The 25695-nt window shown below is 63.5% G+C and carries 23 protein-coding genes and 1 pseudogene; 9 read left to right on the top strand and 15 right to left on the bottom strand.

The annotated features are described in order from the left end of the window. Positions 1-302: pseudogene (locus ASU23_RS34785) on the top strand (alpha/beta hydrolase); the annotation flags it as partial. 451 nt (positions 303-753) lie between these two features. Further along, the gene (locus ASU23_RS10940; RefSeq protein ID WP_003946391.1) at positions 754-975 is read left to right on the top strand and encodes a hypothetical protein; all 222 of its coding nucleotides are present in this window, start codon (positions 754-756) and stop codon (positions 973-975) included. Positions 976-1051: 76 nt separating this feature from the next. On the opposite strand, the gene purH is transcribed toward ASU23_RS10940, so the two are convergent. The 4 genes from purH to ASU23_RS10920 form a co-directional block, all read right to left on the bottom strand. Beyond that, the gene (purH, locus tag ASU23_RS10935) at positions 1052-2611 is read right to left on the bottom strand and encodes a bifunctional phosphoribosylaminoimidazolecarboxamide formyltransferase/IMP cyclohydrolase (RefSeq protein ID WP_058037880.1); all 1560 of its coding nucleotides are present in this window, start codon (positions 2609-2611) and stop codon (positions 1052-1054) included. After that, on the bottom strand, positions 2604-3239 hold the full coding sequence (gene purN, locus ASU23_RS10930) for a phosphoribosylglycinamide formyltransferase (protein WP_050655578.1): 636 nt from the start codon (positions 3237-3239) through the stop codon (positions 2604-2606). Before purN ends, purH begins: the two co-directional genes overlap by 8 nt. A gap of 90 nt (positions 3240-3329) precedes the next feature. Then, positions 3330-4862 (bottom strand): DUF6350 family protein, encoded by a 1533-nt coding sequence (locus tag ASU23_RS10925; protein WP_058037879.1) that lies wholly within the window; start codon positions 4860-4862, stop codon positions 3330-3332. Positions 4863-4983: 121 nt separating this feature from the next. Next, positions 4984-6024, bottom strand: a complete 1041-nt coding sequence (locus tag ASU23_RS10920) for a DUF5336 domain-containing protein (RefSeq protein WP_058037878.1) — start codon at positions 6022-6024, stop codon at positions 4984-4986. 86 nt (positions 6025-6110) lie between these two features. On the opposite strand from ASU23_RS10920, the gene ASU23_RS10915 reads away from it, so the two are divergent. Further along, positions 6111-6746 (top strand): YigZ family protein, encoded by a 636-nt coding sequence (locus ASU23_RS10915; protein WP_058037877.1) that lies wholly within the window; start codon positions 6111-6113, stop codon positions 6744-6746. A gap of 42 nt (positions 6747-6788) precedes the next feature. Here the strand turns inward: ASU23_RS10915 and sucD are convergent, their stop codons facing one another. The 3 genes from sucD to ASU23_RS10900 all read right to left on the bottom strand — a co-directional run bounded on the left by sucD (position 6789) and on the right by ASU23_RS10900 (position 10897). Then, positions 6789-7691 carry a succinate--CoA ligase subunit alpha gene (gene sucD, locus ASU23_RS10910; RefSeq protein ID WP_003946432.1) on the bottom strand — a complete coding sequence of 301 codons (903 nt, stop codon included), beginning with the start codon at positions 7689-7691 and terminating at the stop codon, positions 6789-6791. A 15-nt stretch (positions 7692-7706) separates the two neighbouring features. Beyond that, a complete protein-coding gene (gene sucC, locus ASU23_RS10905) occupies positions 7707-8876 on the bottom strand; it encodes an ADP-forming succinate--CoA ligase subunit beta (RefSeq protein ID WP_003946426.1) in 1170 nt (389 codons plus the stop codon). Between the two features lie 179 nt (positions 8877-9055). Then, positions 9056-10897, bottom strand: a complete 1842-nt coding sequence (locus tag ASU23_RS10900; protein ID WP_253741274.1) for a hypothetical protein — start codon at positions 10895-10897, stop codon at positions 9056-9058. Between the two features lie 232 nt (positions 10898-11129). Here ASU23_RS10900 and ASU23_RS10895 point away from each other — a divergent pair, with 232 nt between their 5' ends. Next, positions 11130-12152, top strand: a complete 1023-nt coding sequence (locus tag ASU23_RS10895) for a M23 family metallopeptidase (RefSeq protein WP_030534879.1) — start codon at positions 11130-11132, stop codon at positions 12150-12152. Positions 12153-12230: 78 nt separating this feature from the next. On the opposite strand, the gene pcrA is transcribed toward ASU23_RS10895, so the two are convergent. Then, positions 12231-14723, bottom strand: a complete 2493-nt coding sequence (gene pcrA / locus ASU23_RS10890; protein ID WP_003946394.1) for a DNA helicase PcrA — start codon at positions 14721-14723, stop codon at positions 12231-12233. A 316-nt stretch (positions 14724-15039) separates the two neighbouring features. Here pcrA and ASU23_RS10885 point away from each other — a divergent pair, with 316 nt between their 5' ends. Further along, positions 15040-15366, top strand: coding sequence for a chorismate mutase (locus tag ASU23_RS10885; protein WP_003946362.1), 327 nt, complete (start codon positions 15040-15042; stop codon positions 15364-15366). A gap of 74 nt (positions 15367-15440) precedes the next feature. Here the strand turns inward: ASU23_RS10885 and ASU23_RS10880 are convergent, their stop codons facing one another. Continuing rightward, on the bottom strand, positions 15441-16895 hold the full coding sequence (locus ASU23_RS10880) for an NAD-dependent succinate-semialdehyde dehydrogenase (RefSeq protein WP_007727613.1): 1455 nt from the start codon (positions 16893-16895) through the stop codon (positions 15441-15443). A 92-nt stretch (positions 16896-16987) separates the two neighbouring features. Here ASU23_RS10880 and pgi point away from each other — a divergent pair, with 92 nt between their 5' ends. Further along, on the top strand, positions 16988-18643 hold the full coding sequence (gene pgi / locus ASU23_RS10875; RefSeq protein WP_007727615.1) for a glucose-6-phosphate isomerase: 1656 nt from the start codon (positions 16988-16990) through the stop codon (positions 18641-18643). Position 18644: 1 nt separating this feature from the next. Here pgi and ASU23_RS10870 read toward each other — a convergent pair whose 3' ends face one another. After that, positions 18645-19457, bottom strand: coding sequence for an FAD:protein FMN transferase (locus ASU23_RS10870; RefSeq protein ID WP_007727618.1), 813 nt, complete (start codon positions 19455-19457; stop codon positions 18645-18647). A gap of 209 nt (positions 19458-19666) precedes the next feature. Here ASU23_RS10870 and ASU23_RS33920 point away from each other — a divergent pair, with 209 nt between their 5' ends. Then, entirely contained in the window at positions 19667-19813 is a 147-nt protein-coding gene (locus tag ASU23_RS33920) for a hypothetical protein (protein ID WP_156423122.1), read from the top strand. A 566-nt stretch (positions 19814-20379) separates the two neighbouring features. After that, positions 20380-20823, top strand: a complete 444-nt coding sequence (locus ASU23_RS10865) for a helix-turn-helix domain-containing protein (protein WP_003946341.1) — start codon at positions 20380-20382, stop codon at positions 20821-20823. A gap of 26 nt (positions 20824-20849) precedes the next feature. Here ASU23_RS10865 and ASU23_RS10860 read toward each other — a convergent pair whose 3' ends face one another. From ASU23_RS10860 to ASU23_RS10850, 3 genes are read right to left on the bottom strand one after another with little or no spacing between them, the layout of a single operon-like run. Next, positions 20850-21668 carry an ABC transporter permease gene (locus ASU23_RS10860; protein WP_058037875.1) on the bottom strand — a complete coding sequence of 273 codons (819 nt, stop codon included), beginning with the start codon at positions 21666-21668 and terminating at the stop codon, positions 20850-20852. Further along, positions 21628-22479, bottom strand: a complete 852-nt coding sequence (locus ASU23_RS10855; RefSeq protein ID WP_058037874.1) for an ABC transporter ATP-binding protein — start codon at positions 22477-22479, stop codon at positions 21628-21630. Before ASU23_RS10855 ends, ASU23_RS10860 begins: the two co-directional genes overlap by 41 nt. Before the next feature lies 1 nt (position 22480). Next, the gene (locus tag ASU23_RS10850; RefSeq protein ID WP_058037873.1) at positions 22481-22951 is read right to left on the bottom strand and encodes a MarR family winged helix-turn-helix transcriptional regulator; all 471 of its coding nucleotides are present in this window, start codon (positions 22949-22951) and stop codon (positions 22481-22483) included. A 125-nt stretch (positions 22952-23076) separates the two neighbouring features. On the opposite strand from ASU23_RS10850, the gene ASU23_RS10845 reads away from it, so the two are divergent. Continuing rightward, positions 23077-23580 (top strand): hypothetical protein, encoded by a 504-nt coding sequence (locus tag ASU23_RS10845; protein ID WP_007727629.1) that lies wholly within the window; start codon positions 23077-23079, stop codon positions 23578-23580. A 3-nt stretch (positions 23581-23583) separates the two neighbouring features. Here the strand turns inward: ASU23_RS10845 and ASU23_RS10840 are convergent, their stop codons facing one another. Together ASU23_RS10840 and ASU23_RS10835 are read right to left on the bottom strand one after the other, a co-directional pair. Further along, the gene (locus ASU23_RS10840; RefSeq protein ID WP_003946361.1) at positions 23584-24906 is read right to left on the bottom strand and encodes an NAD(P)/FAD-dependent oxidoreductase; all 1323 of its coding nucleotides are present in this window, start codon (positions 24904-24906) and stop codon (positions 23584-23586) included. Further along, positions 24906-25658 carry an SDR family oxidoreductase gene (locus ASU23_RS10835; protein WP_019744767.1) on the bottom strand — a complete coding sequence of 251 codons (753 nt, stop codon included), beginning with the start codon at positions 25656-25658 and terminating at the stop codon, positions 24906-24908. The genes ASU23_RS10840 and ASU23_RS10835 overlap by 1 nt, the downstream gene beginning before the upstream one ends. Between the last annotated feature and the right edge of the window lie 37 nt (positions 25659-25695).

Genomic DNA, 25695 nt, shown 5'->3' with positions numbered 1-25695 from the left:
CCAAGGCACTCGCCGAGGAAGACGCATTGGACCCGGTTGCGCTCGTGGCGGCGCTACCGGCGGGCATGCCCGTTCTCACGAGCTGCTCGGACAAGGACATCCAAGTCATTCCCGCCGATGTCGCGGCACTCGACGCCGCGCTCTCACATACAGCGCTGACTTCCGTGCGGATGCGCAACGCCAACTTCGTACTCAAGGACATCGGCGACGAACAGTCCACCGGTGCCGACTACGTCGCGCCGCTTCCGTACTCGGCAGAGTTCTCGGAGCCCTTCACAGCGTGGGTCCGTTCGTTCTCCTGATCACGTACAGACCGAACGTCCTCTTTTTCAGGTAGAAAGTTCCCTCCGCGAACCATCGCGGAGGGAATTCTGCTTTCTACGCCTGACCTGCAATGAAGACTCTTTCAATCCAGCGAACCTGGGGACAGAAGTCACCCGGAGTTTACGTTCGCGGCGCTTTTTATTGGTGCGAACCCTCGATCCGTGCTGTACGGTCATCCATTAACCAGCAACGCCACACAGAAAGGAACGGACATCATGTCGCTACACCCGCACGTCGTATCCGTACCTTCGTGGCGCAGCTGCACCGCAGACAAGCACATTTTTTCGGCCGCAATGTCGGCCAAGCACATGGGCAACAAGCGCGGTGTACCCCGAGAATGATCCCCAGTTTCACCGGATTCGTTCTCGGGCACCCAGGGCAAACGCCTCGGGTGCCTTTTCTTTTACCTTTCACACGCAGGAGCACCACATGAAACTTCGAGTCAACCAACTGTCCATCGCGCCGCCGTATGTCGATCTGCCCGGTGACCTCACCGGATACGCCGTCACCCTGGATCTTTCACACTCCGATGCGGCCCACGAAGCTACCCTCGGCGCATTGATCAGCGAGATCCGCAGTCGCGGAGCCTCACGCGTCGTCATCACCGGCTCACCCCGCGAACTCCAGGGCACCCACAGCAGCGCCGCCTGAAACACCCGGGCGGCCTGAATGCAGAACGGGCCCCGAACTCCCGTTGAGGAGTCGAGGCCCGCTACCGACGCAGGGGTCAGTGCGCGAAGTGGCGCGCACCGGTCAGATAGAGAGTGACACCGGCTTCCTTGGCTGCGGCAATCACTTCGTTGTCGCGAACCGAACCACCCGGCTGCACAACAGCCTTGACGCCGGCGTTGAGCAGCACCTGCAGACCGTCAGGGAACGGGAAGAACGCGTCCGAAGCTGCAACCGAACCTACGACGCGGTCACCGGCTCGCTGAACAGCCAGATGCGCTGCGTCGACGCGGTTGACCTGGCCCATGCCGACGCCGACAGAGGCACCGCCGGAGGCCAGCAGGATCGCGTTGGACTTCACCGAACGGCTGGCGCGCCAAGCAAATTCGAGGTCAGCGAGAGTCTCGGCATCGGCAGCCTCACCGTTGGCGAGGGTCCAGTTGGCCGGGTTGTCGCCGTCGGCGTCCAGGACGTCGCGCTGCTGGAGCAACGTACCGCCGGAGATCGGACGCAGTTCGATTCCGGTAGCGGTCGGAGCGGCTGCCTTCAGAACACGAATGTTCTTCTTACGCTGCAGAACCTCGACAGCTCCGTCTTCGTACGAGGGCGCGATGACGACCTCGGTGAAGATGTCGGCGATCTGCTCGGCCAGTTCGACGGTGACCTCGCGGTTGGCAGCGATCACACCACCGAAAGCACTGACCGGATCGCACGCATGCGCCTTGCGGTGGGCGTCGGCGATGTCGGTGCCGATGGCGATGCCACACGGGTTGGCGTGCTTGATGATTGCGACGGCCGGATCAGTGAAGTCGTACGCTGCGCGCCACGCTGCGTCGGAGTCCGTGTAGTTGTTGTACGACATCTCCTTGCCGTGCAACTGCTCCGCCTGAGCCAAACCTGCAGGCGCAGACGGGTTTTCGTACAGCGCAGCGTCCTGGTGCGGGTTCTCGCCGTAGCGAAGAACAGCGCTGCGGTTCCAGGTCGCACCGACCCAGGCCGGGAACAGCGAACCGTCCTCGTCAGCGGCGATCGTGCTCGTCATCCAGCTCGCAACCGCGACGTCGTACGACGCAGTGTGCTGGAACGCCTGCGCCGCAAGCACAGTGCGCTCACGCAAGGTGAATCCGCCACCGGCAACGGCAGTCAGGACGTCGGCGTAACGAGCCGGATCGACCACGACGGCAACCGACGGATGGTTCTTGGCTGCAGCACGCACCATCGACGGGCCGCCGATGTCGATCTGCTCGACGCACTCGTCCGGGCTAGCGCCCGAGGCAACCGTCTCGGTGAAGGGGTACAGGTTCACGACAACCAATTCGAAGGTCGCGATGCCGAGTTCCTCGAGCTGAGCGAGGTGATCCGGCTTGCGGGTATCGGCGAGAACGCCGGCGTGGACGCGCGGATGCAGCGTCTTCACACGGCCTTCGAGGCATTCCGGGAATCCGGTCAGAGCCTCGACCGGGGTCACGGGGATTCCGGCGTCGGCGATCTTCGACGCGGTCGAACCGGTCGAGACCAACTCGACACCGGCCTCGTGCAGGCCCGTGGCCAGCTCGATCAGACCACTCTTGTCGTAGACGCTGACAAGTGCACGGCGCACAGCCTTGCGTTCACTCACTGGGGATCACGGCCTTTCGTCCATCGGAAACCACTCCGCGCGTAGCAACAGCGGCGATGACGTCCGCCAACAACCGTCGCTCCACAATTTTGATGCGTTCATGCAACGAAGACTCGGTGTCGTCGTCATGCACCGGCACAGCTTCCTGCGCCAAGATCGGCCCGGTATCAACTCCGCCGTCGACGAGATGCACCGTGGAACCGGTGACCTTCACGCCGTACGCCAGAGCGTCGGGAACCGCGTGCGCGCCGGGAAAGGCAGGCAGCAACGCGGGATGAGTGTTGATGATTCGGCCGCCGAAACGCTCGAGAAAGCTGGGGCCGAGGATTTTCATGAAGCCTGCACTGACCACGAGATCGGGTTCGTACTCGGCCACTGCTGCTGTCAGCGCCTCGTCCCAGGCGGCACGATTTTCGTAGGTCTTGATCGAGACCTTGAAGGACGGGATCTTCGAATCCGCAGCGTGCTCGGCGGCGAGGCAGTCACGATCTACACCGACGGCAACGATCTCGGCGGGGTATCCCTCGGCATGCGAAGCGTCGATCAGCGAAGTCAGCAGGGTTCCCGCGCCGGAAGCGAGTACGACTACCCGCGCGACAGAGTCGCGAAATTGGACCCTGTCGGGCATTGTCGGCTGCGGATTGTCGGCCGAGGCAGTCAGCGCACTACTCCTGAGAACTGGAAGATGATGCGGCCGGAGTATCGGCCGCATGACAGCCTAGTCGCTGGACTCCTGCGGCTTCGAGGGCAGGTCGGTCTCCGGCTCGGCCCCGGCTGTGGGGTCCGCCTCGGGTGCCGCGACAACCTCCGCGTCGACTACTTCGATCTCGACGGTTTCCTCTGTCACTACCTGCACGGGTTCGCCTGATTCTTCGACAATTTCGGCTTCGACGACCTTGGTCACTACCACCGCAGATTCCTGGGCGAGCACTTCGTCGGCGTTTTCGTCGTCCTCGCCATCCGTTGTGGCCGCGGCCGTGATCGCAAGTTCGGGCTCGGATGCTCGAGCCGGTTCAGCCGTCGGCGGCGCAACCTCGTCCTTCATGTGTCCGCGGTGCGAGAACCACATCGCGAACAGCGCCGAGACGGTTCCGAACAATCCCAGCCACGCAAAAGTCAGAAGACCGAAGCCCCACCACAGGACCTCGACGGTGCCGAACTGCCCGAGGTCTCCCCCCGCAGCAAGGGCAAGCAGAGCCATGACGACGCCGGCACCGGCAGCTGCCGTCAGCACTGCGAGCACACTGTCCTGCCCGGCGATGCGTCGAGCGCAATCACGGCCGAGCATCACACCCACCGCAGCCGGAACGACCAACAGCACCGGCCAGATTCCGCCGGCGACGCCTTCCGGAACCGCTCCGAGAAGGGGCAAGGGTGGCAGATCTCCACCGATGTTGCCGAACACGCTGATGGAGACGTTTCCGAAATCGGCCGTCGATCCCGTCATCACCGCGGCTGCACCGACCACGAGGTTCGGCAGGTAGAGCAGCGACAACACCGTCAATCCCAGCACGCCGACAAACCCGTTGCCTCGTGCGAGTAGGTCACCGACCGTCGACCACGACACGAGTAGTGACACCACGACGGCCACGGCGCCCGCAGCCAGCAGCGCTGCCGACGCGGCCGCGGCCGGACGAACAGCGGCAGATGCCCACGGCGGAATCTCGGCGACGACGCGATCCCAGTGCGCAGCAGCAACACCGACGGACGCGGCGATCAGGTGAATCCCGGCGACCCAGCCGAAAGCGGCCAACGTGTTGGGGCTCGACAGCGGAATTGCCGCGGAGGCGTCGGCGACAACGGCGAGAGCGATTGCCGTGATAGTCAACGGCCCGGCTACTGCCGCCCCCACCAGGCGGAGGGTGTCGTCACGGGAGTCGGTGTGCACCGCAGTCGACGCGCATCGGCGTGCAACCACCCACATCATGACGGCCGTCGGAAGCAATGGCAGTACACCGAATTGGACGCCGCTGATAGTCGCCGGCACCTGGTGGATGACCAACCAGGTGGTGGCAATGGCGCCGAAGGTTCCGGTCAGGTCGCTGCTCGCCGATACCAAAGTGACCACGACGACAGCCGCGATCAGCAGCATCGTCAGGCCCGACGGTCGGAAGGCGACGGTCAGCAACTTGCGTGCCAGGTCCGGGTTCGGTCCCGGGCGACCGCCGCCGACGCGGCCGCTGCCAGTACGACCACGTCCGGGTCGTGAGGACGTGGGACGGGACCGGGTGCCATCAATCAAAGAACTCATCCCCTCGAGGGTTTCACTCGACAGTGCGCCGCGCACTCAGGCGCGCCGTCGGGCTCACGGAATGTGGCCTCCACCCGCAGCGGGTCGGAGGCCACATTCATGTTCGTGAAACGAAGAAGTACTACTGCTGACGCTCGTCGGGGTTCTGCGAGCCGAAGACCTTGGTCTCGGCCGCGGAATCGCTGCTGCCCTGGTCAGGTTCCGCAGACGGCGTCGGCGCTTCGAAAGTAGGCGGCTCGAAGCCCGTCGGCTGCTCGGTCGAGCCAGTCTGCTGCTGGTTGTACGGCTGGCCGTAACCGCGTGGAGCGGTGAACTGATCCGACGAGTAACTCGGGTTCGGCTGACTCGCGGGCTGAGAGGTCAGCGGATAGTAAGACGACGTCGTCGCGGCCGACGAGTCGGTCTGTCCGGGATTCTGCACAGGGTTCTGACCGTAGGGAGGCGCAGTCTGGCCGTAAGGCTGCGAAGCGGTCGGGTCTGTGGGGGCGGCGTGCGCTCCCCCGTATCCCTGCTGCTGCGCCTGCCCGTACTGCGGATTCTGCTGGTACTGGCCCGGCTGCTGAGCCTGCTGAGGCTGGCCGTACTGAGCCTGTCCGTATCCCTGTGGCTGACCGGGCGCCTGCCCCGGCGCCTGGCCGTAAGGCTGCTGCTGACCGTACTGCTGAGCTACCGGTCGGGGCGCGGGCGCCTTCAGAATTCCGATCTCGAACAACAACGCGGCGACTGCGACGACGGTCTGCACGAACGAGAGGATCAGCACGATGATCAGGCCCCAACCGAGGCTGATGTCGACGTAGTCGCTGGTACCGACGGAGAACGCGGCGAACACCAAAGCGAAGAAACCCGTGAGGGTGAGCGCTGCGGCAATGCCTGCATACGACTGCTTCGGGAGCAGCGAGACGCCTGCAACCACACCGCCGGCGAAAACGAATCCGAGGCCGTAGATGCTCGATTCGAAGAAACTCGAACTGGTATCCAGGCCGCTACCGATGCCGCTGCTGCTTCCACTGATCGACGTGAAGGGCGCAAAACCGAGCAGGAAATTGATCAGGCCGAGTGCCGCGACGGCGATGAGCAGGATGAATCCGAGATTCTTGGTTCCACCGCCCGCTGCCGGCTGATTCGGTGGCCCGAAGCTGGGCCCTTGCGGCGTGAACGTCATGACTTCTCCTCGTAGACGGTCTTCGATGGTTACCAGCGTATGTGTCTCGACTTCGCACGCTAACACCGACAGGAGACAATGGGCAGATGCCCTTCACCCTCGCGCCCGGCGCCGACCACGTCGTCGAAACCGAGGTGAAGCACTCACGATTCATCGCCGCGCTTCACCGAGTAGACGACGCCGAAGCCGCCACGGAGTTCGTCGCGGAGCAGAAATCGCTGTATCCCGATGCGCGCCATCATTGTTCGGCTTTCGTGATCGGATACGAGGCGAACTCACGCGTCGAACGTGCACACGACGACGGTGAACCGGGCGGCACTGCCGGGGTGCCGATGCTTCAAGTTCTCAAGTCTCGAGATCTGGTCGATGTGATTGTTGTCGTCACGCGCTATTTCGGCGGAATCAAGCTCGGCGCCGGTGGATTGGTCCGCGCATATTCGGGAGCGGTCTCGGTGGCTCTCGATTCGGCCGAGCTTGTGGCCAGGGAGAGAAAGATCCTGCGCACTTTGGCGATCCGGCACTCAGAGGCCGGTCGGGTGGAAGCGGAGCTGAGAGCGCGGGGCGTCTCGGTGCTCGGAACTACGTATGGATCGAAGGCGGTGATGACGCTCGCCGCCGGTGACGCCGACGATCTCGATTCGATCGTCGCATCCATCACATCCGGTGCGGGGCAGTTGGAACCTGCCGGGTCGATGTGGGTCGATACCACTGTGCGTGGTTAAGGAGTCCGGAGACTCCCTAACCACGCACGGGGGCGAAGCCCCTTACAGGGACTGAAGAATCTCGCGAGCGAGAGCAGCGGTGGCGGACGGCGTCTTGCCGACCTTCACGCCTGCAGCTTCGAGAGCTTCCTGCTTTGCCTGAGCAGTTCCCGAGGAACCGGAGACGATGGCGCCGGCGTGGCCCATGGTCTTGCCTTCGGGAGCGGTGAAGCCTGCCACGTAGCCGACGACCGGCTTGGTGACGTTGGCCTTGATGTAATCGGCTGCACGCTCTTCCGCGTCGCCACCGATTTCACCGATCATCACGATGACCTTGGTCTCGGGATCCTTCTCGAACGCCTCGATGGCGTCGATGTGGGTGGTTCCGATGACCGGGTCGCCGCCGATGCCGATGGCGGTGGAGAAGCCGAAGTCACGGAGTTCGTACATCATCTGGTAGGTCAGGGTGCCCGACTTGGAGACCAGGCCGATGGGGCCGGTGCCTGCAATGTTGGCGGGCGTGATGCCGACGAGGGCCTCACCCGGGGTGATGATGCCGGGGCAGTTCGGTCCGATGATGCGCGTCTTCTTGCCCTTGGACTCGTTGTACGCCCAAGCGTAAGCGGAGTCCTGAACCGGGATGCCCTCGGTGATGACCACGAGGAGCGGGATCTCCGCGTCGATGGCCTCGACGATGGCGTCCTTCGAGAAGGCCGGGGGAACGAATGCGATGGAGACGTCTGCGCCGGTCTCCTTGATTGCCTCTTCGACCGTCGCGAAGACGGGGAGCTCGACAGGGGAACCGTCAGCTGCAACGTGCGAGACCGTGGTGCCGGCCTTGCGAGCGTTGACGCCGCCGACGACCTGGGTGCCGGCCTTGAGCATCAGAGCGGTGTGCTTGGTGCCCTCGCCGCCGGTGATGCCCTGGACGATGACCTTTGAATCCTTGGTGAGGAAGATTGCCATTGTTCTGTGAGTCCCTTACTTCGCTGCGTGAGCGAGTTCGGCGGCCTTGTCGGCGGCCTCGTCCATGGTTGCGACGACCGTGACCAGCGGGTGGTTGGCCTCGGCGAGGATGCGACGACCCTCTTCGACGTTGTTTCCGTCCAGGCGAACGACGAGCGGCTTGTTGGCCTCGTCACCCAGGGTCTTCAGTGCGCCGACGATGCCGTTGGCAACTGCGTCACACGCGGTGATGCCGCCGAAGACGTTGACGAACACGCTCTTGACCTGTGCATCGTTGAGGATGACATCCAGGCCGGCAGCCATGACTGCAGCGGAAGCTCCGCCGCCGATGTCGAGGAAGTTGGCGGGCTTGACGCCACCGTGGTTCTCGCCGGCGTATGCGACGACGTCCAGCGTGGACATGACCAGGCCTGCGCCGTTGCCGATGATTCCGACCTCACCGTCGAGCTTGACGTAGTTGAGGTCGTTTTCCTTGGCCTTGAGCTCGAGGGGATCGGTAGCGTCGCGATCCTCGAATGCCTCGTGGCCGGGCTGACGGAACGCTGCGTTCTCGTCGAGGGTGACCTTGCCGTCGAGGGCGAGGATCTGATCGTCAGGCGTACGAACGAGGGGGTTGACCTCGACGAGGAGTGCGTCTTCGCCGATGAAGACCTCCCACAGCTTCTGGATCGTCACGGCCGCTGCGTCGAGCACCTCTGCGGGCAGCTTTCCTGCCTCGGCGATGCTGCGCGCGAACGCGAGGTCGACGCCCTTGACTGCGTCGACGGGGATCTTGGCGAGAGCGTCGGGGTTCTCCTCGGCGGTGACCTCGATCTCGACGCCACCCTCTACCGAGCACATGGCCAGGTAGGTGCGGTTGGTGCGGTCGAGCAGGAAGGAGATGTAGTACTCCTCGGCAATGTCACTTGCCTCTGCGACCAGCAGCTTCTTGACGACATGGCCCTTGATGTCCAGGCCCAGGATTGCCTCGGCGTTTGCCACTGCGGCATCCACGTCGGGCGAGTACTTGACGCCACCGGCCTTGCCGCGGCCGCCTACCTTGACCTGTGCCTTCACCATCACGGGCTTACCGATTTCTTCGGCAATCTCGCGTGCGCCGGCGACTGTGTCTGTAACACGTCCAGCCGAAGTCGGCACTCCGTGCTTGGCGAAGAGTTCCTTCGCCTGGTATTCGAAGAGATCCATCTGCTCACCGTCTCGTCTGCGTTGTCACCCGCTCGAGGGGTAGGAGCGGGTCTGTTCTGGACTTTAACCAGTTGCCGCGTTCGGTTTGCGCCCGCATTGATGCTATGTGGCCCAAGTCACGCGCAATTGCCCGATGAGGCACGCCTCACCGATTCGGCAAGGTGGCCACACCGAATTTGTCAAGCATCAGTCTCACTGATTCTTGCGCTCGAGAACGCTGCAACGAGAAGCAACACTATGCCCGTGGCCGCTGTGATCGCACCCACCCCCACGGTTGCGTCCGATATGCGCGATGACGTGAGTGGCCACTCACCGACGTACACCAGAGCTGCCACGGCAGATCCGATCAGCAATGCCGCGCCCCGCGACGGCCGCGCGGACGCTGCGATCACAGCGGCGATCACGACGGTGACGCCGACGAGCAGTTGACCCCAGACGTCAATTCCCCACGGCCACTCCAGAACTGAGGCCGCCGTATAGGCGTCGCCCTGATAGAGGGGAAGCGCGGTTCCGATCAGGACAGCGACGGCGCCGATCCCACCGACGATAAGCACCAGCCCTCGCGAACCGCCACCTACCGACGTGTCGACATCCTCACGCTCGGCGCTTCCCGCCAGCCAGACGAGCAGTCCCGTCGCCGCAGCGAGGAAAGCCGCGCCGCAGAGCACGAAGGCACCGGCCCCCAACCCGACGCCCGGTACGTCCGTGGCGATGACAGCCGACTGCATGACAGCGGCGACTCCCATCACGACCGTGGTCCACAACACGCCGACGGCCGGCCGCACCACCGCGGCGCGGCCCGGGGCGAACAAGCCCAGACCGGCGACCAGCAGTACAGCAGCCGCGAGCAGGACAACTCGAGACGAGAGCATGGACGGTTCGGGGATGTTCTCCGGCAACGACAGGACCGGAAGTGCCACCCCCAGGGCCGCCACTGCTGCGGTGACAACTGCGCCGATACCGGCAACGCGGTGAAGTCTGTTCACCCGCGCTTGCGCCGCCCGGGACTGAGCCACCATCGCCGCTTTCAGCGCACCCTTTGTCGTCTTCGCGGGTGCGCGAACCACACTTTCAGCGGGAATCGCATCTCTTTCACGCCTGGATGCGAGGTAGGGAGCTGAAACTCCGATCACGGCGATGACCACGGCGGCCAGCGCCCCGACCACCGATCCCGAACCGACGCCGATCCGATCGCCGGCCGCGAACCCAGCCATCACCCTGGTTCCACTGACTGCGAGTGCGCCGAGACCGACACCGATCAGGGCGCCGCAGCCCACCGGTAGCGAGATGGACGTCAATGCCGCCGCGACCGCAACGAGTACCGCGACGCCGACCAATCCCGTACCGACGGCGGTGGCCGCCGCCGAGTCGACGAGCGGTTTGACCAGAAAGATCGGATCCTGCGAACTGAAGGAAGGACCGAACAGGGAGAGCACGAACACCACCGCGGCCAGAATCAGCAGCGCTGTCGGCCACCCACCGATCCGCCCGCCAACCGATCGCCCGTCGAATTCCGCGGCGCGAGCGCTGCCGTATCCGTCCCGCTCCGATTCACGATGGACGACCATGAAGCCGAGGACACCGGACACCACAAGAAGTCCGTGGCCCGCGAGCGCGAGATAAGCGCCCGGACCCGCATCGATCGAACCCGCCGAAATCGGACGGAAAAGGTCCAAGCGGTTTGCATCGATTGCGTCGACGAACAACTGAACGTCGAGGATCGCCGCGCCGAGGGACACCGCGCCGATACCTGCCAGGAGTCCACCTGCGAAGGCGGGCCTGCGCCCCGAGGTGAGCACCGCAACCAGCGGCACGACGATCGTGCAGACGGCAGCGAAGAGAGCGGCGGAAGCAAGAGCCCCCGTCGTGTCGACCCCGCGGCCACTCCCGACTCCGACGACGGGACTGGCTGCCACTCCGACGGCACCGAGCAGTCCGATTACCGCCGCGAGTGGCGCCCCGGACTTCACTCCGGGGTCGTCGATACGCGCCTGCGACGTAGTTCCAGGTGTTGTGGACACTCGATCGACGGTAGTGCCTGAATGGACCGGTGATCCGGTTGTGACACGCGCGATCACGAAACGAGATGATTCGTCCGTTTTGCCCGGATCGACATATTCCCAGGTCAAGCTGTGAGGCACGTCACATAATCGGACAGGTTTCCGCTACGGCTTGCGCCCATCGCAATCATTTCGTTACCGTCAGTCGGTCTAAGTCACGGGCTGATCACGAACTCGAGGAGAGAACCGGCATATGCATCACCGCAGCCAGTTCACCGCTAGTAGGTTCTCGAACTCAGCTCCAGACGAGGTCACGACCACTTATCCAACGCACTCGGCCAGGCGTTACACCGAGACCAAAAGTTCTGAGATCTCTACCGATATGTTCACTCGAAATTCATCCTCCACGTCGTCAGATTCCGACTCTCACGAGTTCGTCGAGTCCGACGTGATCAGCACCCCCACTTACGCCTCCTCCGCACCGACAGTCGATGTCGAATCTCCGGTTCGCCGCAGCGGTGCTCACCGACTCCCCACCCCTCCCTCCGCTCTCAAGGGCCGCGCCGCCGTTCTGGCAGTTGCAGCCGGCGCGGTTGTCGCCGCGGGCCAGGCAGTTGTCAACGACGGTTCCTCTTCTGCCGCCGACCACTCGGAAGTTGCACTCGCCAACGAGTCCTCCGCGATCGGTACCACCGCAGAACCGCAGGCCGCTCAGTTCGCTCCGGCCACCTCCACGGCAGCCACCACCGAGGCCGACGCTCCGCAGGTCCTCAACGTCGCAGCGCCGACCGACCTCTCCCAGTTCAGCAACCTGCTTGCCAAGGGCCAGCGTTTCAGTGACGAGCGCGCAGCACGCGAAGCCGCTGCCCGTCGCCCGCTGTTCGTCCTGCCGGCAGTGGGCACGTTCACGTCCAACTTCGGCACCCGCTGGGGCACCCTGCACGCCGGCGTCGACATCGCCGCCCCGATCGGGACGCCCATCGTCGCCGTCGCCGACGGCAAGGTCATCGATTCAGGTCCGGCTTCCGGGTTCGGCATGTGGGTACGCCTACAGCACGCAGACGGAACGATCACCGTCTACGGCCACATCGACACGTCCACCGTCACGGTTGGTCAGCAGGTCATGGCCGGCGACCAGATCGCCACTGTCGGCAACCGCGGCTTCTCCACCGGCCCGCACCTTCACTTCGAGGTTCATCTCGCCGGCGAGAACAAGATCGATCCCCTCCCCTGGCTCGCCTCACGCGGCATCAGCCTCGGCGTCGAGCAGGACTGATCGCAAGCCCAACGCTTCTGATGAAAAACTTCCGGCCCGCACCTTTCCAGGTACGGGCCGGAAGTTTTTGCCTGTCTTCTACAGCTTGACCATCGGCACACCGCCGATGAGCATCAACCGCACCTTGCCCGCGCTACCGAAGTCGATGGTGACCGTCGCGGTGGGGCCAGTGCCCTTGGTTTCCAACACGGTGCCCAGACCGTACTTGTCGTGACTGACGCGGTCACCCGTGGCGAGGACCAGAACGTTGTTGCGGCCACGCGCGGCCCCGAAACTGGGAGTCGACGCGGCCTTGCCGGACCCTCCCCCGTAGTTCTGCCCGCCGCCGTATCCCTGGCCGCCCTGGCTGCCGTAGCGGCTTCCGCTGCCGTAACCCGGCCTGCCGCTTCCGAATCCGCCACCGGTGCCCGGATCCTCACGGCGCCAGTTGATCAGGTCCTCCGGGATCTCCTGGATGAACCGCGACGCCGGGTTCTGGATCGGTTGCCCCCACGCCGAACGCATGATCGCGCGCGTCAGGTACAGGCGCTGCCTGGCACGGGTGATGCCGACGTAAGCAAGTCGACGCTCTTCGGACAGCTCCGCCGGATCGCCGAGGGCGCGCATGTGCGGGAACTGCCCGTCCTCCCAACCGGTGACGAAGACGACCGGGAACTCGAGGCCCTTGGCGGTGTGAAGCGTCATCATGGTCACGACGCCGTCGTCGGAGTCCGGCAGTTGATCGGCGTCGGCGACAAGCGATACCCGTTCGAGGAAGGCGGCAAGCGAACCCGGATCGGGTTCACCTTCACGCATTGCTGCGGTTTCCTCGTCGTCCGGATCGATCAGCCCGGCCGCGTTTCGCGCGTCGGAACTGAATTCCCTTGCCACGCTGACGAGTTCGTTCAAGTTGTCGAGTCGCGCGCCATCCTGCGGATCGCTGCTCGCCGCAAGCTCGGCGCGGTAGCCGGTGCGCTCGAGCACCGCCTCGGCAACCTCACCGATGTCACCGAGCTCGAACGGTTCGTCCTCGTCGGCGGCCGCTGTCGGTAGCAGGGCCCGCAGCCCGTCCATCATCTCGAGGAACGACGCGATGGCCTTCTGTGACCGCGTATTGAGCAGCGCCACTTTGCCTTCCGCGCCGTCACGGAGAGCGGCGGCGAAGCTGATGTTGCGATGCTCGGAGTGCACGGCGACGCAGGCTTCGGCTCGATCACCGATACCGCGTCGGGGCGTGTTGAGAATGCGTCGCAGGCTCACGGTGTCGTCCTCGTTGGCGAGGACGCGCAGATACGCGACGATGTCCCGAACTTCCTTGCGCTCGTAGAAGCGAACGCCGCCGACCACCTTGTACGGCACTCCGAGTCGAATGAAGATCTCCTCGAGCGCGCGCGAGGAGTTGTTGGTCCGGTAGAACACCGCGATGTCGGCGAACTTGGTCTCGCCCTGGTCCACCAGCCGATCGATCTCCGAGGCGACAAACGATGCTTCGTCGTGCTCGTTGTCTGCAACGTAGCCGACGATCAGTTCGCCTTCACCCGAATCGGTCCACAGACGCTTTTCTCGTCGGCCGGTGTTCTTGGAAATCACGGAGTTGGCCGCAGACAGAATGTTCTGCGTCGAACGGTAGTTCTGTTCGAGAAGGATGGTCCGAGCATCCGGGTAGTCGCGTTCGAACTCTTCGATGTTGCGGATAGTGGCTCCGCGGAACGCGTAGATCGACTGATCGGCGTCACCGACGACGCACAGTTCGGCCGGGGCAACGGCGTGGTCGGACTCGCCGGCTCCACCGACCAGTTCACGCACAAGCATGTATTGCGCGTGGTTGGTGTCCTGGTACTCGTCGACGAGCACGTGACGGAAGCGGCGGCGGTAGTACTCGGCGATCTGTGGAAACGCCTGAAGAAGCGCGACGGTCTCACCGATGAGATCGTCGAAGTCGAGTGCGTTCGCCGCACGCAGCCGCTGTTGGTAGTGGCCGTAGACCTTGGCGATCAGTCGCGGAAGTTCGGCCGGATCCTGATCGGCTGCGACAACCGCCTCTTCCGGTCCGACGAGTTCGTTCTTCAGATTGGAGATATGCGTAGCGAGAAGCCGCGCGGAGAATCGTTTGGTGTCGAGCTCGAGGTCCTTCGAGATCATCGTCAGCAGTCGACGCGAATCGTCGGAATCGTAGATCGAGAAATTCGAGTTCAAACCGGGTAGGAGCGCCGCCTGTGCTCGCAGAATCCGCACGCAACTGGAGTGGAACGTCGAGACCCACATGGCGTTGGCACGCGGTCCGACAAGAGCTGCCACACGCTCGCGCATCTCGGCCGCAGCCTTGTTGGTGAACGTGATGGCCAGGATCTGACCGGGGGTGACACCCCGTTCGGCCAGCAGATAGGCGATACGACGCGTCAGCACTGCAGTCTTGCCCGAGCCGGCGCCCGCGACTATCAGCAACGGCGAACCGGCATGGACCACGGCCTCGCGCTGTTGCGGGTTGAGACCCTCGAGGAGGGCGTCCGAACCCGCGTCGTGTCCCCGCGCGCCGCCCCCGTCGTGCTGGGAATGTCCGTCGTGCTCACCGAGTGCTGGGTACGTGTTCATCGCCTGTCCACGCTACCGGCGTCCACCGACACGGTCGTCAGTGCGTCCACCTGCTGGTAGAGGCACTTGGATTACCTGTGTCGAGCATGGCAAACTGGACGCTATGTTCAGCATTTCCGTTCGCGACAACACGGCCGACCCCGTCGGCCCGCTGTGGCGTTACTTTACGTGCCCCGGACCTCGGTGCACGTGATCTGAACAGCTCACCCGCCCCTGGTCCGAATCGGATCCGGGGCATTTTCGTCAGTGTGCCTGGATCGGTAACGACCCGAGCCGAGACCACGATCCACGCAGTAGGAAGAGGAGACGAATAGCAATGAGCACCCAGGCTGCAGCCCCCCATGGAAATACTGTCGATACTGTAAAAACTGCTCCGACAGACGTCGAGATCCCCCAGAGTGAGGCGGAGATCGACGAACTACGGAAAGAAATCGACCGTCTCGACGCCGAGATCCTCGCGGCCATCAAACGTCGCTCCGAGGTCTCCCAGATCATCGGCCGTACCCGGATGGCATCGGGTGGTCCGCGTCTGGTGCACAGCCGCGAGATGAAGGTCCTCGAACGATTCAACGAGCTGGGCCAGGAAGGCCACACCCTCGCGATGCTGCTCCTGCGCCTGGGCCGCGGACGCCTGGGCCACTAGCGCACGACCTGTTCACTTGCGAACGGCCACATCGGATGCCTCTGGCAGTCCCGATGTGGCCGTTCGCGTGTGTATCAGCTCTCGAGCGCGATGTACTTCGTGTTCAGGTATTCCTCGATCCCCTCGGTCCCGCCCTCGCGGCCGAATCCGGATTCCTTCACGCCACCGAACGGCGCTGCCGCGTCCGAGATCACTCCGCGGTTGACGCCGATCATTCCTGATTCCAGTGCATCGGAAACCCGAAGCGCACGGTCGAGATCCCTTGTGAAGATGTACGCGGCCAGTCCGAACTCGGTGTCGTTGGCGGCTGCGATTCCCTCGGCTTCGGTGTCGAAGCCGGTGATCGCGGCGACGGGTCCGAACACCTCTTCTTTCAGAATCCGCGCGCTGGCCGGAACGTCTGCCAACACCGTGGCTGGATAGAAGTACCCTTCACCACCCGGCGCTTCGCCGCCCAGTCGCACCTTCGCCCCGGCATCCACCGCATCTGCAACCAACTCCGCGACCGTGTCGAGTTGGTTCTGGTTGATCAGCGGGCCGAGCTTCGTCTCCGGGTCGGTACCGGGTCCCATCGTGAAAGTCGCCATCTTCTCGGTCAGCTTGGTCGTGAACTCTTCACGCACGGCGTTGGCGACGTGGAACCGGTTGGCGGCGGTGCATGCTTCGCCTCCGTTGCGAAGCTTCGCCAGTACCGCGCCCTCGACTGCCTTGTCGACGTCCGCGTCGTCGAACACCACGAAGGGTGCGTTGCCACCCAATTCCATCGACGTGCGGAGCAATCGCTTCGCGGACTTCTCCACCAGCATCTTGCCGACGCCGGTGGACCCGGTGAAGGTGAGCTTGCGCAGTCGAGGGTCGTCGATGAGAGGGCCGGTCACTTCACCGGATTTCGATGTCGGCAACACCGAGAGGACTCCGTCGGGCAACCCGGCTTCGGCCATGAGCTGAGCAAGCAACAACATCGTCAACGGGGTCTCCGAGGCGGGCTTGACGATGATCGTGCAGCCGGCGGCCAACGCCGGGCCGATCTTGCGGGTACCCATCGCCAACGGGAAATTCCAGGGAGTGATGGCCAGACACGGTCCGACCGGCGCCTTGGTGACAAGGATCCGGCCGTTGCCCGCCGGCGCCGGCGTGTAGCGCCCGCCGATGCGAACGGCCTCCTCGCTGAACCACCGGAAGAACTCCGCCCCGTACTTCACCTCGGCGCGACTTTCGGCGAGTGCCTTGCCCATTTCGAGGGTCATCAGCAGCGCCACGTCCTCGGCTCGCTCGGTGATCTTCTCGAAAACGGCTCGCAGGATTTCACCACGCTCGCGCGCAGGTGTGCTCGCCCACTTCGACGAGACGGCGACGGCTTCGTCGAGAGCGCGCAGCGCGTCCGCGGGGCTCGCATCGGCGACATCGGTCAACGATTTCCCGGTCGCCGGATCCGCCACCGGGAAGGTCGCGTTGTTCTCCGCGGGCACGAACCGACCGCCGACGAACAACTGGGTGGGAACTGATCGAATGAATTCGAATGTGTCCATGGGTTCCATGATGCTCGTCGGAGCCGCGTCCGTCTGCCCGCGAGCGAGACTCACGCGGAAGTTTCCAGCTTGTGCCACTAAAGTCGATGATCGTGAGCACTGACATCACCGGAACCTCAGCCTGGCAGAAACTGCGCGCTCATTACGCCGACATCGAAGGCGTTCACCTGCGAGAACTCTTCCAGGACGATCCAGCCCGCGGGCGAGAGCTGACGATCGACGCCGGTGATCTTCACATCGACTACAGCAAGCATCGCGTCAGCCGCGAGACTCTCGCGCTGCTCGTCGACCTGGCCCGCGAGGCCGGCGTCGAGGCACGACGCGACGCGATGTTCGCGGGCGATCACATCAACACTTCCGAAGACCGCGCCGTACTACACACAGCGCTGCGTCTGCCCAAGGATTCTGCGCTGACCGTCGACGGTCAAGACGTCGTCGCCGACGTTCACGAAGTTCTGGACGCGATGGGCGCTTTTGCCGATCGTGTGCGCAGCGGCGAGTGGACCGGAGCTACCGGCAAGCGCATCCGCACCATCGTCAACATCGGCATCGGCGGTTCCGACCTCGGGCCGGTGATGGTCTACCGCGCATTACGGCATTACGCCGACGCCGGAATCAGCGTCCGGTTCGTCTCCAACATCGACCCTGTCGATCTGGTCGGACAGCTCGACGACCTCGATCCGGAGACGACGCTCTTCATCGTCGCATCCAAGACGTTCTCCACCCTCGAGACCCTCACCAACGCGACAGCGGCAAAGCGTTGGCTGTTCGCCGGTCTGGGCAGCGAAGACGTCTCGGCCGTAGCCAAGCATTTCGTCGCAGTCTCCACCCACGGTGACCGCGTGGCGGAGTTCGGCATCGACACCGCGAACATGTTCGGGTTCTGGGATTGGGTCGGCGGGCGCTACTCCGTCGACTCGGCGATCGGCTTGTCGGTCATGTGTGCCGTCGGACCCGTTCGCTTTGCGGAGTTCCTCGACGGTTTCCACCAGATCGACACGCACTTCCGAAACCAACCGCTCGAGCAGAACGCGCCGGTCCTCCTCGGCCTCATCGGGCTCTGGTACTCCAACTTCTTCGGCGCACAGTCCCGCGCAGTTCTGCCCTACTCCAACGACTTGCTGCGCTTTCCCGCCTACCTGCAGCAGCTGACCATGGAGTCCAACGGCAAATCGGTTCGCGCCGACGGCTCACCGGTGACCACGTCCACCGGTGAGATCTTCTGGGGCGAGCCCGGAACCAACGGCCAACACGCCTTCTACCAACTCCTGCATCAGGGCACCTGGCTGGTGCCTGCCGATTTCATCGGGTTCGCGGAATCCACCGACGATCTGCCTACTGCGGACGGCACGGGATCAATGCACGATCTGCTCATGAGTAACTTCTTCGCTCAGACAAAGGTTCTCGCGTTCGGGAAGACTGCCGAAGAAATCGCGTCAGAGGGCACTGCTCCGGAGCTGGTGCCACACAAGGTGATGCCAGGCAACCGACCGTCGAGCACTATCTTGGCGAAGGAGCTGACCCCCTCGGTCGTCGGTCAGCTGATCGCACTTTACGAGCACCAGGTATTTGTCGAAGGTGCTGTCTGGGGTGTCAATCCGTTCGATCAGTGGGGCGTCGAACTCGGCAAGACACAAGCCATGGAACTGGGGCCTGCGCTCTCTTCCGAAGCAGCACCCGGCGACCTCGGCGACACATCCACAGATGCTCTGGTGCAGTGGTACCGCAGAGAGCGCGGACGGGCCTGACTCACGCGGCCGCCGGGCCGAACCAACTTTCCGTTGTGTACACGCGTCCGGATCGGTCGACGAGCCGAGCCCGAAGCTCTTGCTGTTCAACCCATTTGATGGCGCTTATCCCCCGGATCAACGCAGCTTCGCTCGCGGCGTACGCCCACACCGCGTCGTCAGCAATCACCGAGACCTGTGCCCATTCCGTGGAGGGCCGCTCCTGGTTCGGCTCCCAGGAGGGCAGCTCCAGCGCCCGCGCCGTCGCCATCGCGGTTCCGTTGATCAGTTCGACTTCTTCGCTGTCCGGCACCGGAATCTGCCAGCCACCAGCCGGTGCATGGCCGGCCGTGGCGATCACGTCGCCGATCCGCACAGCAACGCCGCATTGTAATTCGGCGGCGACGATCTGCGCGGCGCGATCGACGGTGTCGGCCTTGGCAACTCCGGTGATGTCGAACGACGCACCCCAGGGCGCGTACACCACGTCTCCGTCGAGCTGTACGTCCTCGAACGTCGGGGTCGGGTGCACCGGAGGGATGGATTCGTCCTCGGAGTAGTTGTCGGCAAGCGGATTGACTGCACCGCCGGTCATACGGGCAGCCCACAGCGCCGACCGCAGCAGAGCCGACATACGTCGTGTCACTTTGACCGGAGTTCCCTGAGCGAGGTTGACGGCGTGAATCTCGGCGTCTCCCCGGCGAAGGTCGCAGACCGCTTCGGTTTCGTCGATGGCAGCTGCGATCAACGCGTGCGCAGTAGGCAGCGCAGCGCCCTCGGTGACGTCCACCTCCACGGCGGAATCCCACATCGCCCACTTCTCGACACTGACCATGTCAGTCCTGCCCTTCGAACACACTGTGTTGTAACCAGTATGCGCCGGTCAGCAACCCCCGTGCCATAAAGCGCTTCCGAGGCCGAGGCACACATGCCGCAGGTTGAGCAGCGCACGGCGGGACTGGATGGTAGATCTGTGCGACAGAATTGCCGCCCGGACTGTCGCCCTCCGTGTGCAAGACGTGTAATCCTCCACATGGTTCTGACATGCACCTGACTGCGACGACGTCGACTACTACTGGCGCAGCGGGCAATTCCGATCCGAAAGACGCAGAGTCGACGCTCGACATGTCCGGCCGGGCCGGCTGCGCTTCGAGCCCGGTCCGCCGCAGCAACACGCCCGGGCGGCGCTGATGTCACCGCATGAACCTTATGTCACCGCATGAAAAAGTGGGGACCGACGAGAAGCGCTGTGTTCCAACGTCGATGACATACCAATCGGCCGCTTTCAATGCGCGTCACTTTCGCAGGTGGACACACCTGAGCGCTCACTCTCGAGTGCAGAAAAATACGGGCCCATCACTGCGCGCGAGCGTCGAGCAGAGCACCGAGAAGAAGTCCCGAACACGCGGCGCGCCAACCGCCGGCACGACGACGCCCGGTGCCCGGCGGCAGCGCTTCGCACGTTACAGACCGAGCAGGAATGCATCGACACAAAATGGATAGGACCGGCTGAAAGAACCTGCAGCACAATGGCGTAACCACCACCGTTCGGCTTATACGCTACCGCCGTACACCTTGGCAAAACGAACGGTCAGTACGCGGCGAAAATCACATACTTTACAAAGTCTTTGGAATTTTTCTGCGCCAAATATCCGCAGGTGAAAGGACTTTCGACCAGAGTCCAGAATAACCGTGTCGTCTACTATGTGAAAACTGCGAAGTAGCTGTGACGCTGGGTCACGCTCGAGGGAGGAATTGTGACCGATTCATTCAAGGACCGTTTGAACGCCTTGTACCCGGCCACAGCACCGAGACTCACCAACGCACAAGTTGTGGAAGCCCTTTCGCAACGTGGATGCAAGATTTCGACACCGTACCTCTCGCAACTCCGGAGCGGTGTGCGCACGAATCCATCGGAGCAAGTCGTTTTGGCATTGGCCGATTACTTCGGCGTGGCAGCAGAGTACTTCTTCGGCCCGACACCTCGCCAAGATCCCGAACTGATTCCGGAAGAAGACCGTTCGGTTGTCGAAGAGTTCCACGACAGCGAATTACGTTCTCTGGCCATAAAAGCGGTCGATCTCTCCCCTGAATCGCAGGACTTGCTCTCATCGATTGCGGAGAAACTTCGCTCGTCCGAAGGACTCCCGGCCGTCCCTCCGGATTGCAGCACGTACACCCCACCGTTCACTCGCGACTAGTCCGCAGCGAAGATCAGCGAGTCAGATCAGCTAGTCAAGCGGCCCAATAGTGCCGAAGCTGTGATGATTCCGAGCAGCGCGGCACCGATCAGCACGCCGAAGTCGACGAGGTAGTCGGTCGGCATTCCGATCAGCAGACCGCGCAGCGCTGACACCTCGTAGCTCAGCGGATTGATGCGACTGAGCCACTGAACCCACGTCGGCATGAGTTCGACCGGGTACAGAGCGTTGGACGCGAAGAACAACGGCATGGTGATTGCCTGCCCGATGCCCATCAATCGATCTCGTTTGAGTACGATCCCCGCGATCGCAACCGACAGACAGGCGAAGAACGCCGAGCCGAGGACAACGACAGCCACGACGCCGAGCAGCTTGATCGGGTTCCACGTCATGCTCACGCCCAGCAGCGCCGCTACAACGACTACGACCACGGCCTGGGCGACCGCACGGATACCGGCTGCAAATGCCTTTCCGGTGACCAGCGCGGCTCGTGGCGTCGGCGTCACCATGAGTTTGGTGAGGACTCCCGCGTCACGCTCCCAGATGATCTGGATTCCGTAGAAGATCGCAACAAAAAGCGCGGACTGCGCAATGATGCCCGGCGCGAGAAAGTCGAGATACGGTACGTCGCCAGTCGGGATCGCTCGGATATGACTGAACGTCTGACCGAAGATCACCAACCAGAGGATCGGCTGGATTGCGCGCGTGACCAATTCAGATCGGTCGTGCCGCAACTTCTGAACTTCCACGAGGCGGAATGTGTAAATTCTCGAGAGCAATCGAGCAAGACTGTTGGTAGTGGGATCAGCCCAAGCGGCGCGCTGTGCGACGGGCACTGCGGACATCGTGGAGACCTCCTGACTTGCCGCCGGTGAGGTCGTCGCCGGTGTAGTGACGGAACACGTCTTCGAGAGTGGCCTCCGGCCCCAGTTCGGCGGCCAACGCGCTCGGCTCGCCCACTGCACGAAGTGCACCGTGATGCATCAACGCAACACGATCACACAACTCCTCGGCTTCTTCCATGTAGTGCGTCGTGAGCAGGACGGTCATGCCGTATCGCTTCTGCATCTCCGCCACTCGCTTCCAGACGGATTCGCGGGCAATGGGATCCAACCCCACCGTCGGTTCGTCGAGCACCAGCAGCGACGGTCGGTTCACCAGTGCCTGCGCAAGTTCGAGCCGTCGCACCATACCGCCGGAGAAGCTCGACGCGAGACGCTCACCTGAATCGAGCAGATCCACCATCTCGAGCGCCTGGTCGACGCGCTCGCGTCGTTCGGACCGCGGAACGTCGTACAGGCGCGCGAACCAGGTCACGTTCTCGCGTGCGGTCAATGCGCTTTCGATCGAGAGCTGTTGTGGCACGTACCCGAGGTAGCGCCGAATGGTCATCGCTTCGCTGCGAACGGAGCGACCGAGAATTCGAATGTCACCCTCTTGCAGAGGAAGTAACGTGTTGAGCAATCTGATCGTCGTCGTCTTTCCTGCACCGTTGGGACCGAGCAGGCCGAAGCATTCCCCCGCGTTGACGACCAGACTCAGGTTGTCCACCGCCCGATGACCGCCGAACTTGTATGTGACCGAGTCGATCTCGACCGCGGGTGCGTCAGGGTCAGGCATGTGCACTGCTCGGCTCCTCCACCACTGCGTCAGCATCTCACTGCCCCCCGCCTTCCGATCCGGCTGCTGCCAGAGCGCTCGCCAATCGAGACAGGGCCGGTAGAGCAGCCTCGATACTTGCCCTGTCCTCTGCGGTCAGAGTCGACAATGCCTGACCGACAATCACACTCCGGCGATCACGCCACACCTCGACGCGGGCGCGCGCCTCGTCCGCGAGCACCAATCGCGCGACGCGGCGGTCGGCCTCGTCGGCAACGCGTTCGATCACTCCATCGTCGACGAGCTGCCGCACCAAGGTGGACACCGTGTTTGCCGCGACACCCAATCGCCCGGCAGCCTCGGCCACCGACAGACCCGGGTTGCGTCGTAGCAGCCTGACGAGTTCGATCTGGGCGCCGGCGAGCGGTCGTTCCGCAAACGGCCGCCCCGACGCCTTCCTCGTGCCCCGGCGCAATTGTCCGAGCGTCTCCAGGACGTCATCCGCAAGATTTGCTCCGCTTCCATCCACAACCTCACAATAGCTCTGTAACAGAGCTATTGTCGAGGAATCCGGACGCCCGGCGTTTTCAGCTCGTCCGCAACGGGTATCCCCGATTGCTTGTCCCGAGCACTCCCGCCCAGAACGGAGACGTCATGCGCAGACAGTGGTTGTTCGCGACAGTTGCGAGTACCGCCCTGATCCTCACCGGTTGCTCGCCCGACGCCCTCGATTCCGGGGACAGCGCAGACAACGTCACTGCCATTTCGACGTCGCTGTCGCCACCCGCCGCCGCTGATGCACCCCTGCTGAAGACCGCCGACTCCCCACTCGGGACGATCGCCGTCGACGGCGAAGGCATGACCGTCTACGTCTACAACCCGGACGAGGAGAACTCACAAGCCGGGTCGTGCGACGAAGCGTGCCTGCGTTACTGGCCGGCGGTCACCTCGGTCACGGATTCGCCGATCGTCGAAGGAATCGACGCTGTCATCGGTACCATCGACGGGCCGGAAGGATCTTTCCAGATCACCGTCAACGGCAAGCCCGTCTATCGGTACCTCGACGACAAGGTTCCCGGCGACATGCTCGGACAGAGCGTCGGCAGCCTGTGGTGGATGATCGACACCGCCGGAAACCCCGTATTCAAGACCGAGTAACCCTCAGTTGTACGGCTGCCGAGCGGTTTCGGGGTCGCCGTACGTGATTGCCCGTTCCCGACGCGTCTTCGACGCCAGGGTTGCGCCCCAGTTCAGCACCGTGCTGGCGCGATTGCGGAACCCCGCGAGGAACGCGATGTGGATGATTCCCCATGACACCCATCCGATGAACCCGGACAACTGGACCGGCCCTGCCTGAAGCAACGCGTGGCGTCGCGAAATGTAGGCCGCGGTTCCAAGATCGCGGTACTTGAACGGTTTTCGGCTGGGCACTCCGTTTTCCACGGTTGCAGCGATCCGGGCACCGGCGTGCCGACCACCCTGCATCGCGACCTCGGCCACCCCGGCAAGTTTGTCCCGCGACATGAGGTCGCCCACCACGTAGACGTTCGGGTGGCCGGGAACGGTCAGATCGGCTTCCACCTCGATGCGGCCACCGCCGACCTGCTTCACACCCAGCGCCGTGGCCAGTGCCTCGGCGAACGGCACTGCTTCGACGCCCGCGGTCCACAGAATCGTGCGGGTCTCGTACTGCCGCTTCTCTTTTGTCTTCTTGTCCGTCGTCTCGATGCTGGTCTCGCACACGTCGGTGACGTGCACGCCGAGGTGAGTCTCGACGCCGATCCCGTCGAGAGTACGTTTGGCGGCGGCCGAGAGCTTGCGACTGAACGAAGGGAGCACCCGATCGTCGCCGTGGAAGAGCAGTACCCTTGCCTCGTCAGGGTCGATGGACCGGAACTCGTTGGTGAGCGCGTGCATCGCCAATTCGCGGATCTGTCCGGCTAATTCGACGCCGGTGGGTCCGCCGCCCGCCACGGCGAATGTCAGCCACGGTCGACGTTCTTCCGCAGTCGGGAGCGATTCGGCCATCTCGAACGCAGCAATGAGACTGCGCCTGATCGCCAAAGCGTCGTCGAGGGTTTTCATGCCGGGCGCCCATTTGATGAACTCGTCCTGGCCGTGGTAGGACTGGCGCATTCCAGCCGCCACGATCAGGTAGTCGTACGGCAATTCGAAGGTCGACCCGTCGAAGCGACTGGCAGTCAGTATCCCGGCGTCGGCGTCCACCGACTTGGCCTCGCCCAGAACGACGTTCGTGTTCTTGTTGTCCTCGAGCAGATGTCGCAGCGGACTTGCGATCTGCCCTTCGGAGAGCAGACCCGTGGCGCACTGGTATAGCAGGGGCTGGAAGACGTGGCTGGTCCCTCGGTCGATCAGAACCACCTCGACGTCGGCCTTCTTGAGCCGTCTCGCTGCGTACAGTCCACCGAAGCCGCCACCGACGATCACTACGCGGGGCTTACCGTTCGAGATGTGGATGCTCATCAGACAAACCTCGCTGTCACGGAGTTGGGCAGGAATCGTAGGGCCGCATCTATCCCTTGCCACTTGAGGCCGGGTAGCGCCGCTCGTGTGGTTTCCTTCTCGATGGCGTCGACCATGGCACTGACGCCTTCGTCCAGACTGGCCATGAGCGCTGCGTCGTCGCCGGCGCCGGCGGACATGTCGGTCTTGATGAAGCCCGGCAGCAGGGTGGTGACCCGAATAGGTGTGCGCGCCAACTCGATACTGAGCGCCTCACCCAGAGCCGCTACCCCGGCCTTGCTTGCCGAATAGGCCGCTTTTGGCCCGGGTAGCCCCCGATCCGCGCTTATCGAGGACACGAGAACCAGGTGTCCGGCGTCCTGCGCGCGGAAGATCTCGAGCGCAGCTTCACACTGCGACAGCGCGCCGACAAAATTCGTCTGCGCTGTTGCAAGATTCGCGTGCGCTTTTCCGGTTCCGATCTTGGCGCCCTTGCCGAGCCCGGCGTTCACGATCACCCGGTCCAGGCCACCCAACTCGTCGCGCAGCTCACCGAAAACCCGGACGACGGAATCGTGTTCGGTCACATCGAGTTCGCGCACTGCGACGCTGATCGACGGGTACTGCGCCACCAACTCCCCTCGCAGCGTGTCGAGACGATCCGTCCGCCGGGCACACAGCGCGAGGTCGCGACCGGCCGCGGCGAATCTCCTGGCCATCTCCTCCCCCAGACCCGAACTGGCACCGGTGATCAAAATCTTCTGCCGCGTCATGGGTGCAACTGTAGCCACCATCGAGCTCTCGTACCCG

The organism is Rhodococcus sp. KB6 (assembly GCF_001445685.1).
GTDB lineage: Bacteria > Actinomycetota > Actinomycetes > Mycobacteriales > Mycobacteriaceae > Rhodococcus_F > Rhodococcus_F qingshengii.
The sequence above is the reverse complement of the archived record's forward strand: the minus strand, read 5'-3'. Positions and strand labels throughout refer to the sequence as shown.

Bases quoted from the DNA above. Each gene is read 5' to 3' on its own strand.
- ASU23_RS10885 (WP_003946362.1), top strand. From the start codon at position 15,040: ATGAGCACCCAGGCTGCAGCCCCCCATGGAAATACTGTCGATACTGTA.
- ASU23_RS10835 (WP_019744767.1), bottom strand. From the start codon at position 25,658: ATGACGCGGCAGAAGATTTTGATCACCGGTGCCAGTTCGGGTCTGGGG.
- ASU23_RS10920 (WP_058037878.1), bottom strand. From the start codon at position 6,024: ATGACGTTCACGCCGCAAGGGCCCAGCTTCGGGCCACCGAATCAGCCG.
- ASU23_RS33920 (WP_156423122.1), top strand. From the start codon at position 19,667: ATGCACCTGACTGCGACGACGTCGACTACTACTGGCGCAGCGGGCAAT.
- sucC (WP_003946426.1), bottom strand. From the start codon at position 8,876: ATGGATCTCTTCGAATACCAGGCGAAGGAACTCTTCGCCAAGCACGGA.
- ASU23_RS10915 (WP_058037877.1), top strand. From the start codon at position 6,111: ATGCCCTTCACCCTCGCGCCCGGCGCCGACCACGTCGTCGAAACCGAG.
- purN (WP_050655578.1), bottom strand. From the start codon at position 3,239: ATGCCCGACAGGGTCCAATTTCGCGACTCTGTCGCGCGGGTAGTCGTA.
- pcrA (WP_003946394.1), bottom strand. From the start codon at position 14,723: ATGAACACGTACCCAGCACTCGGTGAGCACGACGGACATTCCCAGCAC.
- ASU23_RS10880 (WP_007727613.1), bottom strand. From the start codon at position 16,895: ATGGACACATTCGAATTCATTCGATCAGTTCCCACCCAGTTGTTCGTC.
- ASU23_RS10870 (WP_007727618.1), bottom strand. From the start codon at position 19,457: ATGGTCAGTGTCGAGAAGTGGGCGATGTGGGATTCCGCCGTGGAGGTG.
- ASU23_RS10840 (WP_003946361.1), bottom strand. From the start codon at position 24,906: ATGAGCATCCACATCTCGAACGGTAAGCCCCGCGTAGTGATCGTCGGT.
- ASU23_RS10940 (WP_003946391.1), top strand. From the start codon at position 754: ATGAAACTTCGAGTCAACCAACTGTCCATCGCGCCGCCGTATGTCGAT.
- ASU23_RS10855 (WP_058037874.1), bottom strand. From the start codon at position 22,479: ATGCTGACGCAGTGGTGGAGGAGCCGAGCAGTGCACATGCCTGACCCT.
- ASU23_RS10895 (WP_030534879.1), top strand. From the start codon at position 11,130: ATGCATCACCGCAGCCAGTTCACCGCTAGTAGGTTCTCGAACTCAGCT.
- ASU23_RS10860 (WP_058037875.1), bottom strand. From the start codon at position 21,668: ATGTCCGCAGTGCCCGTCGCACAGCGCGCCGCTTGGGCTGATCCCACT.
- sucD (WP_003946432.1), bottom strand. From the start codon at position 7,691: ATGGCAATCTTCCTCACCAAGGATTCAAAGGTCATCGTCCAGGGCATC.
- ASU23_RS10845 (WP_007727629.1), top strand. From the start codon at position 23,077: ATGCGCAGACAGTGGTTGTTCGCGACAGTTGCGAGTACCGCCCTGATC.
- ASU23_RS10925 (WP_058037879.1), bottom strand. From the start codon at position 4,862: ATGAGTTCTTTGATTGATGGCACCCGGTCCCGTCCCACGTCCTCACGA.